Source organism: Dactylosporangium sp. NPDC049525, assembly GCF_040676755.1.
GTDB lineage: Bacteria > Actinomycetota > Actinomycetes > Mycobacteriales > Micromonosporaceae > Dactylosporangium.
Window position 1 is genome coordinate 231,095 of sequence record NZ_JBFAPO010000001.1, and the last position, 8,953, is coordinate 240,047.

Genomic DNA, 8,953 nt, shown 5'->3' on the forward strand with positions numbered 1-8,953 from the left:
GCTCGGCCGGCTCGGACGGCTCGGCGGCTCGGCCCGGCGTGTCGCGCACCTGCGTGGCGGAGCCGGTCCGGTCCGGCTACGGCAGCTTGTCGAGCAGCGCCTTCATCTCGGTGATCTCGGCGGTCTGGCTCTTCACGATGTCGCCGGCGAGCTGCTTCACGGCGACGCCCTGGGACTGGGCCGTCGTGGCGGTCTCGACCGCGCCCTCGTGGTGTTTGATCATCAGGGTGAGGAACAGCTTGTCGAACGCGGGACCGGCCGCGGCGCCCAGCTGGTGCAGTTCGGTGTCGGTCAGCATGCCGGGCATGCCGCCCATGTCGCCCTGGTCGTGGTGCATCGCGCCGGGGCTCGGGACCGGCTCGCCCCAGGCGGTGAGCCAGCCGGACATGGTGGCGATCTCCGGCTCCTGCGCCTTGCGGATCTTCGTGGCGAGGGCCTTGACCTCCGCGCTCGACGCCTTCGTGTCGGCCAGCCTTGCCATGTCGACCGCCTGGCGGTGGTGCGGGATCATGTCGGTCGCGAACTGCACGTCGGTCGCGTTGAACACGCCCGGAGCGGCAGCGCCGGAGGAAGCGGCGGAGGCAGTAGGAGCGGAGACCGCGGCGCTCGGCGGGGCGTGGCCGTGGTCGGCGCCGCCGCACCCGGCGACCAGCAGCACCGAAGCGACGGCGAGCGCGGCGGCACGCATCAGCCGATGCCCACCAGCACGACGGTGTTCATGCTGAAGTAGTACTTGTCGTCGATCTCCGACGCGTTGGTGGTGTGCAGGCGCTCGATCACGAGGTAGCCGCCGTGCAGGTACAGCTCGCTGAACACGAACCGGTCCTCCGGGCGGATGCGCAGCTCGGTGCTGGAGGTGACGGCGCCGGTGACCATGTTGAGGACCAGGAGCTGGTAGTCCTTGTTGATCAGGTACACGTTGCGCTGGTCGGCGCCGATCAGCGTGCCGGAGACCTCGGACATCCACAGGCGCTGGCTCGTCGTCCGGGAGAACGCCCAGATGTAGCCGCCGACGACCTGCTCGGCGAGGACGTCGCCGACGACGACGACCTTGTCCTTGTCGGGGACCGGCTCGGGCTTCACGATGTGGTCGGCGCCCAGGGACCAGTAGGTCGGGGTGATGCTGCCGACGCCTGACGCCGCGTCGGCGTAGCTGACCACGTCGCCGGTCGGGGCGGCCTTGAACAGGGCGCAGCCCGAGCGGCCGAGCTGGCAGGACGTCGGCTCCAGGAACCAGTTGGTGACGTTGTCGGGGCCGATCGACGCGCCCGGCGGCCGCCAGGTGGTGAGCAGGGTGCCGGTGCCGGCGTCGTACACCTCGAGCGTCGCGGGCTTCGCGCAGGTGTCCTTCACGTAGTACGCGTCGAGGCTGGTCCAGTCCACGGAGTGACAGCCGGGGGTGGCCGCGAACGAGTGGGTCCAGCGGACCTTGCCGTCGGTCGGGTCGATGGCCTGCACGACGTCCTTGCCGGTGGCGATGACGACCGGCTGGTGGTCGAGGGCTGAGGTGGTGACGAACAGGTCCTCGGGGGCGTACATGGTCTTCGCGCCGGTGCGGCGGCCCTTGAACGTCTCGCCGTCGGCGGGGTCGATGCGGACCTGCCAGACGATGTCGCCCTTCTCCGCGTCCAGCGCGACGATCTCGCCGTCGGACCACTTGGTCACCACGACGGAGAGGCCGACGCCGCTGGCGGGCTTCTCGACCGCGACGATCGAGACGACCTCGGCGGGCCAGCGCCGGTACGCCCAGTGCGGCGTCATCTCCCGCTGCGCGGTGACGGGCGTGTCGGCGAAGACGCGCCGCTGCTCGGTGTAGACGCGCAGCCGGCCCTCGACGATCAGCGGGGCGGAGGGCAGCTCCGCATACTGGATCGACTTGATCGGCTCGGGCGACGGCACCGGCTTGTTGGCGCGGCTGACGGTCTCGGCCGGCTTGAGTGTCCGGTATGCCGTGACGCCCATCGCCGCGATGACCACGATCGCGAAGAGTGCGGTGAGGACCCGGCGCAAGGACCGGGGCCAGTTTCGTGGACGCACGCTGAATCGCCGCCCCGCACGACCCGTCCCCATAACCACCTCCGCCGGGCACCATACCCGGCGATCGTCGCATTCTGCTCACGGTGACCGTCGATCGCCGGGCTTCTCACACCCGCGTCACCACCGTGCCCCTCACCTCACCGAAGCCAACCATGGCGGCTTCGGCCGGGCCACCTGGGCACTGTGCGGTAGCCGAAATCGTGACCGTGTCGCCGTCGAGCAGAAAGCTACGGGTCGAACCGTCATCGAGGCGGACGGGGTGTGCGCCGTTCCATGTCCGTTCGATGAATGATCCGGTCTGCTCCGGCGTGGGGCCCGAGATGGTGCCGGAGGCGTACAGGTCGCCGGTGCGGGCCCACGCGCCGTTCGCGGTCAGATGGGCGAGCTGTTGCGCCGGAGTCCAGTAGATGCCCTCGTATGGCGGCTGCGCCACGAGTGTGCCGTTCCAGAAGACTTCGAAGCGGATGGTGTACGCGTACCGCTCCGCCTCCCGCAGATAGTCCAGCACGGGTGGGTCCTGGACGGGTGCCGCCGCTTTCGCCGGCTCCAAGGCGTCCAGGGGCACCACCCAGGGGGAGATCGACGTCGCGAACGACTTGCCGAGGAACGGGCCGAGCGGCTGATACTCCCAGGCCTGGATGTCGCGGGCGGACCAGTCGTTGACGAGGACCGCGCCGAACACGTGCTCGCGGAAGTCGTCGACGTCGATCGGGCCGGTCGAGGGCGCGCCGACGACGAAGCCGAGCTCCGCCTCGATGTCCAGCCGCCGGGACGGGCCGTAGCTGGGCCGCTCCTCGTCGGGCGTCTTGCGCTGTCCGTGCGGGCGCGGGATGTCGGTGCCGGAGACCATGACGGTGCCGGCCCGGCCGTGATACCCGACGGGCAGTTCCTTCCAGTTGGGCAGCAGCGACGGGGAGTCGGGGCGGAACAGCCGGCTGAGGTTGTTCGCGTGGTGCTCGGATGAGTAGAAGTCGACGTAGTCGGCGACCTCGAACGGCAGCGCGAGCGCGGTGCCGTCGACCGGGTGCAGCAGCGCAGCGTTGCCGCCGAAGACGCCGGCCGGGCGCGGGCCGGTGAACAGGTCGGTGAGCTGCGCGCGGACCCGCGTCCAGGTGGGGCGGCCCGCGGCGAGGAACCGGTTGAGCGTGGCCGCGCGGGTGAACGCGCCGCCGGCGTCGAGCAGGCCGGCCTCCTCGGCGGCGCCGAGGTTGAGGATGAGGTCGCCGACGCGGACCCCGACCCAGCCGTCGCGGGTCGCGCACAGCGGCAGGTTGTGCACCCCGAACGGGTCACCTTGCGCGGGCTCGGTCCAGGCGGTCACGCGGGCACCTCCCGCGGCAGGAGTCCCAGGTTGGTGAGGTCGGTGACCGGTTCGTCGACGCTGCAGCTGCCGAAGCCGACCCACAGCGGCCGCGGCTGGTCCAGCGAGGCGCGGATCGTGGTGGCCAGCGGGGGCCCGTCGGTGCCGGCGAGGATCCCGGCGAGCTCGGCGGGTTCGCCGCCACCGGCCGCGACGAGGGTCGCGGCGAGCACGTTGAGGAACCCGTGGTGGACCAGACCGGTGTCCGGGTCGGTGTGCCGCACGGCGTGGTGCAGGCCGGCGGTCAGCTTGAACGGCAGCTCCCGGTCCCGGCAGGCGCAGATCACGGCGGCGAGCTCGACGGGGGTCGGGAACAGCTCGGCGGCCAGGCCACCGGTGCGGAACTTCGCCGCGGCCGGCAGCCCTTCGGCGCGCAGCTGCGCCAGCTGGTCCAGCGCCCGCATCAGTCCCCACGCGAGCGGGACCTCGAAGTACCAACTCCATGGCTCTTCGCTCTTCTTGCGCAGCAGGCCGGCGAGCTGGTCGATGCCGGGTGCCGGGTCCTCGCCGCGCTTCGCGACGGGCGACTCGACCTGCCGGACGGTGAGGTGGCCGGGGATCGTCTCGAGCGCCCGCTCGACCGCGCCGGGCGGCCCGATGACCCCGACGTCGACGGCCACGCCGATCTCGGGCAGGTCGTCGGCGGGGACCAGCAGCGGGCCGATCATCGCCGCCCACGGGCCGTCGCGGTGACCGAGGTGGGCCGGGACGGCCTCGGGCAGCGGCAGGCTCCCCGGCGGGAAGACGGCGGCGTCGTCGACCAGGGCGGCCAGCAGAGGAGGAACTGCGTTTGACACGGCTTCCGAATCTAATGGACGCTAGACAGGGCGGACAACTTCGTCCGCTATCCGGACGGATCTCTCTTCCGGGAGGCAGCGGATGCCGTATTACCGTCGCGTGGGCGAAGTTCCACCGAAGCGACACACCCAGTTTCGCCAGCCGGACGGCTCGCTGTTCGCGGAAGAGCTGATGGGGCAGGAGGGTTTTTCGAGCGACTCGTCCCTGCTGTACCACAAGCATCGACCAACAGCGATCCTATCCGCCACCACGATCACGCCGTTCGCGAGCACGCGTGCGCCGAACCTGCCGCTCAAGCCGCGGCACTTCCAGACGCACAAGCTCGGCGGCGGGCCCACCGACGCGGTCCTCGGCCGGCAGCACCTGCTGGCCAACGACGACGTGCGCATGTCCTATGCGATCGCGTCGACGCCGTCCCCGCTGTACCGCAACGCGATCGGCGACGAGTGCCTCTACGTCGAGTCCGGTTCGCTGCTCGTCGAGTCCGTGTTCGGCGCACTGACCCTGCACTCCGGCGACTACGCGATCATCCCCACGTCGGTCATCCACCGGCTCGTGCCCACGGCCGACGAGGTGCGGGTGCTGGTGATCGAGGCGTCGGGGCACATCAGCCCGCCGAAGCGGTACCTGTCCAAGCGCGGGCAGTTCCTGGAGCACTCGCCGTATTGCGAGCGCGACCTGCGCGGGCCCGGCGAGCCGCTGCTCGAGGAAGCCACCGAGGTGCCGGTCCTGGTCCAGCACCGGCGCGGCTGGACCGAGCACGTCTACGCCACCCACCCGTTCGACGTGGTCGGCTGGGACGGCTGCCTGTACCCGTGGGCGTTCTCGATCCACGACTTCGAGCCGATCACGGGACGGCTGCACCAACCGCCGCCGGTGCACCAGACCTTCGAGGGCCCGAACTTCGTCATCTGCTCGTTCGTGCCCCGCAAGGTCGACTACCACCCCCTCGCCATCCCGGTGCCGTACAACCACCACAACGTCGACTCCGACGAGGTGCTGTTCTACACCGGCGGCAACTACGAGGCGCGGCGCGGCTCCGGCATCATCCAGGGGTCGATCTCGCTGCACCCGAGCGGCTTCACCCACGGCCCGCAGCCCGGCGCGGTCGAGCGGGCGCTCGGCGTGGAGGCGTTCGACGAGCTGGCGGTCATGCTCGACACGTTCCGGCCCCTCGACCTGTGCGAGCCGGCACTGTCCGTCGAGGACACCGGCTACGCCTGGACCTGGGCCCGCACCGGGTAGCCCGCGCTTTTGTAGCCCGCGCCTTTCAGCAGTCCCAGCGCACCCAGGCTCCCGCGGTTGTCTGGCCCAGCAGCTGCCGGCCGTCATCCCGGACGGCCCGCAGCTGCACCCGCTCGCCGTTGAACGTCTCCGTCATCGGCTGGAAGGTGCCGTTGATCCAGACCACCTGCCGGTGCTCGTCGGTGGCGGTGTTGCCGTAGATCCGCCCGTACACGTCGGGAATGCCCGCCCCGTCCAGACCCTTGATCACGTCCGTCTTGCCGGTGCGGATGTTCCACCGCACGTCCGGGCCGACCGCCCAGTCGCCGGCCAGTCCGGTGACCCCGCCGTCCGCGCTCAGCTCCGCGGGGCGCGGCAGCGGCTCACCGGCGCCGTCGGGGTGCCACAGGTACGACGTGAGGCTGGCACCGTCGAACACCTCGCCCACGACGGTGCCGTCCCACGCGATCCCGTACGCGCGCGAGGACAGCCCGGCGGGGGTGTCGAGCACCCTCGGCCGGTCCGGACGGCCGTGGGTCCAGACCACGGCCTCGCGCCGTGACGTGTCCGCCGGAACCACCGTGCCGAGCACGTCACCGGCGTCGTTGATGTCGATCAGCTCGATCTTCCTGGCGCCATCGGGCAGGGCGAGCTCGGCGAACATCCCGTTGCGGTACACCCAGCCGCGCTCTTCCCGGTAGTCGGTGGCGGTGAAGTCGCCGGCCCGGTTCGCGTCGCCCAGCGCACTGAAGTCCACCGGCGCGTTCTCGATCCGATCCCGTCGGCCGTCGACGTAGCGGATCACCCGCCTCGTCCCTTCCAGGTGCACGACGACCTGCCAGGTGTCGTCGACGACCGACCGCGGGCGTTCGCTCGCGTACGGCGGGTTGTCCTCGCTGAGCGTGCACCCGCCCAGGGGCGGCGCGACCGTCGAGGTCGGCAGCGGCTGGCGGTTCGCCGGCATCGACTGCGGGCGCCCGCTGAACGTGCCGATCACGACCGTCGTGGCAAGCACCGCCGCCACGGCCAGGCCGGCCATCGCGGCGTGCCGGACCCTGCGCCGCCGGCGGCCGGTCCGGATCGCCAGCTGCAGGTCGACCCGGGGCGGGCGCACCTCGGCGTCCCGCAGCGGGGTCAGCAGGTCCTCGATCATCACGCCTCACCCCCGACCGGCGCGAGCACGCCGAGCTTCCTGCGCAGCTTCGCCAACCCGTCCGACGTCTGGCTCTTCACCGTCCCCGGCGAGCACCCGACCAGCTCCGCGACGTCGCCCACCGGCAGGTCGCACAGGAACCGCAGCACCAGGACCGCCTGCTGCTTCGGCGGCAGCGTCCGCAGCGCCGCCCGGATCTCCAGCCGCTCGTCGGCCGGCTGCCCCGTGACAGCCGGGCGATCAGGCAGCGTCTCGGTCAGCACGACCCGGAACCAGAAGCGACGCCGCTCACTCAGGAACGTGTTGACCACACTCCGGCGCACGTACGCGTCGAGGTTGTCCACCTGGCGCACCTGCCGCCACCGTGCGAACAGCGTCGTCACCGTCGCCTGCACGATGTCGTCGGCGCGGTCGGCGTCACCGCAGAGCATCACCGCCAGCCGGTGCAGCTGCGGCAGCCGCGGCTGGAAGTACTCCACGTACTCCCGTTCCATGTCGTCGCGCACATCGCCTCCCGCCGCATTGACGCGAGCCGGCGGTGCGGCGGTTGGGTGTCAGTGTTCGATGATTTTCGTTGCGGTCACCCGGCAGACGACCCGGGTCACGCCGGGGACCTTCTCGACCCATGGCGTGCCGTCATAGGCGCGGCTGAGCTCGTCGATCAGCTCCGGGCCGCCGTCTTCGACCATGCCGACGGTGCCGCGGACCTCCACGTGGCGGTACGGGTTCGCCGGGTCGTACACGCAGATCGACACCCGCGGGTCGCGCTCCATGTTGCGGGTCTTGCGGCGGCCCCGGATCGTCGAGAACACGACGTCGTCGCCGTCGTGCTTGGCCCAGATCACGCTGGACTGCGGCGCGCCGTCCGGGTTGATCGTGCTGAGCACCAGAAACGCCCGGCGGTCCAACAGCTCACGCAGCATCTCGTTCACGGCCTACTCCTTCGGTACCGGATAGATCAACGCGACGGCGGTGGCGGCGAGACCCTCGCCCCGGCCGGTGAAACCGAGCCCGTCGGTGGTGGTGCCAGACAACCGGACGATCGCGCCGATCGCTTTCTTCAACGTGTCCTCCGCCTCGGCCCGGCGCCGGCCGACCTTGGGGGCGACGCCGATGACCTGCACGGACACGTTGCCGATCTCGTAGCCCGCGTCGCGGACCAGGCGCGCGGTCTCGCGCAGCAGCGTCACCCCGGACGCGCCGGCCCACTCCGGCCGGTCGGTGCCGAAATTCCCCCCGAGATCACCCAGACCCGCGGCGGACAGCAGCGCGTCGCAGATCGCGTGGGCCGCGACGTCGCCGTCGGAGTGCCCGGCGAGCCCGTCGACACCGTCCCATTTGAGGCCCGCTACCCAGCACTCCCGCCCTTTTTCGAACGCGTGCACGTCGGTCCCGTTGCCGATCAACATCATGCCTGGATCACTTTGGGAGGGTACGACGATTGGTGCACGATCGTGAACTTCCGGTTGCCGAGTCGTCATCGGGCTCGGCATCCTGGCGTTCCGGGCTTAGGCTGGGTCAGGTGCGCAGCGACCTGACGACCCCGAAAGCCCCACGGCAGTGGTGGCGCACCGGAGCCGCCTTGCGCTTCGGGATGCTCGCCCTGCTGGTTGCGACGTTGTCCGTGGTGATGTTGATCATTCACCCGGATAAATCGTCGCTCACCCATGCCGTGGGCCCTGACCACCCATTCGGCCCGGCGATCGCCGTGATCGGCGCCGCCCTACTCACCACCGCTCTGGTCCCTCGGACCCTCCTCGCCGGCGTCGGCGGCGTGCTGTTCGGCTTCGCCGGCGGCGTGCTGTACATCCTGGCCGGCGTGACCCTCGGCGCCCTGATCGCCTACACGATCGGCCGCTTCCTGGGCCGCGAGTTCATGGCCCGCCACCTCAGCGGCCGGTTCCTCGCCGTGGAGCAGGCCGTCGCCAACCGCGGCATCGTGGCGGTGATCATCTCCCGGATGATCCCGTTCGTGCCGTTCTGCGTGGCCAACTACGCCTTCGGCACCACCCGTGTGCGCCCGGGCACCTTCATCACGGGCACCATGCTCGGCGCGCTGCCGGCCACGATCGCGTATGCGGCGCTCGGCTCCGCCACCGCTCGCGGTGACACGCTCGGCATGTCCCTCGCCGGCGCGATGATCGCGACGCTGGGCGTGGGCGGGTCGGTCGGCACCTACCTGGTGTGGCGGCGCCGCCCCCGCAAGCAGAAGGCCGCCCCTGCGGCCCTGGCGCCGGTCTCGGCCGCCCCCGCCTGACGTCCCCAAGTCCTCCCGACCCGGCCCGTGGGCCGGGTCGTTCCGTTTGACCTTGGAGACTTTGTCTCGTCAGGACCAGACAAAGTCTCCAAGGTCAACTGCGCCGCCGTGCGGCGAACGCCAC

10 protein-coding genes are annotated in these 8,953 nt (G+C 70.9%); 2 read left to right on the plus strand and 8 right to left on the minus strand.

The genetic code is table 11. The annotated features are described in order from the left end of the window. Nucleotides 1–76 precede the first annotated feature (76 nt). From AB0K00_RS00970 to AB0K00_RS00985, 4 genes are all read right to left on the minus strand, one after another. Nucleotides 77–688, minus strand: coding sequence for a DUF305 domain-containing protein (locus tag AB0K00_RS00970; RefSeq protein ID WP_363513247.1), 612 nt, complete (start codon nt 686–688; stop codon nt 77–79). Continuing rightward, nucleotides 688–2,037 (minus strand): PQQ-binding-like beta-propeller repeat protein, encoded by a 1,350-nt coding sequence (locus tag AB0K00_RS00975; protein WP_363513249.1) that lies wholly within the window; start codon nt 2,035–2,037, stop codon nt 688–690. Before AB0K00_RS00975 ends, AB0K00_RS00970 begins: the two co-directional genes overlap by 1 nt. 106 nt (nt 2,038–2,143) lie before the next feature. Continuing rightward, entirely contained in the window at nt 2,144–3,358 is a 1,215-nt protein-coding gene (fahA, locus tag AB0K00_RS00980; RefSeq protein ID WP_363513252.1) for a fumarylacetoacetase, read from the minus strand. Continuing rightward, entirely contained in the window at nt 3,355–4,194 is an 840-nt protein-coding gene (locus tag AB0K00_RS00985; protein ID WP_363513255.1) for a hypothetical protein, read from the minus strand. The genes fahA and AB0K00_RS00985 overlap by 4 nt, the downstream gene beginning before the upstream one ends. An 82-nt stretch (nt 4,195–4,276) precedes the next feature. Between AB0K00_RS00985 and AB0K00_RS00990 the strand changes: the two genes are divergently transcribed. Continuing rightward, nucleotides 4,277–5,440: a homogentisate 1,2-dioxygenase gene (locus tag AB0K00_RS00990; protein WP_363513258.1), complete on the plus strand. Its 1,164-nt coding sequence runs from the start codon at nt 4,277–4,279 to the stop codon at nt 5,438–5,440. Between the two features lie 25 nt (nt 5,441–5,465). On the opposite strand, the gene AB0K00_RS00995 is transcribed toward AB0K00_RS00990, so the two are convergent. From AB0K00_RS00995 to ispF, 4 genes are read right to left on the minus strand one after another with little or no spacing between them, the layout of a single operon-like run. Continuing rightward, complete coding sequence (locus AB0K00_RS00995; protein ID WP_363513260.1) at nt 5,466–6,572, minus strand: hypothetical protein; 1,107 nt, start codon at nt 6,570–6,572, stop codon at nt 5,466–5,468. Further along, the gene (locus tag AB0K00_RS01000) at nt 6,572–7,078 is read right to left on the minus strand and encodes a SigE family RNA polymerase sigma factor (protein WP_363513263.1); all 507 of its coding nucleotides are present in this window, start codon (nt 7,076–7,078) and stop codon (nt 6,572–6,574) included. Before AB0K00_RS01000 ends, AB0K00_RS00995 begins: the two co-directional genes overlap by 1 nt. A 48-nt stretch (nt 7,079–7,126) precedes the next feature. Further along, nucleotides 7,127–7,495: a PPOX class F420-dependent oxidoreductase gene (locus AB0K00_RS01005; RefSeq protein ID WP_363514959.1), complete on the minus strand. Its 369-nt coding sequence runs from the start codon at nt 7,493–7,495 to the stop codon at nt 7,127–7,129. A 12-nt stretch (nt 7,496–7,507) separates the two neighbouring features. After that, nucleotides 7,508–7,984 (minus strand): 2-C-methyl-D-erythritol 2,4-cyclodiphosphate synthase, encoded by a 477-nt coding sequence (gene ispF / locus AB0K00_RS01010; protein WP_363513266.1) that lies wholly within the window; start codon nt 7,982–7,984, stop codon nt 7,508–7,510. A 110-nt stretch (nt 7,985–8,094) separates the two neighbouring features. Between ispF and AB0K00_RS01015 the strand changes: the two genes are divergently transcribed. Further along, nucleotides 8,095–8,829 (plus strand): TVP38/TMEM64 family protein, encoded by a 735-nt coding sequence (locus tag AB0K00_RS01015; protein ID WP_363513269.1) that lies wholly within the window; start codon nt 8,095–8,097, stop codon nt 8,827–8,829. Nucleotides 8,830–8,953: the final 124 nt, after the last annotated feature.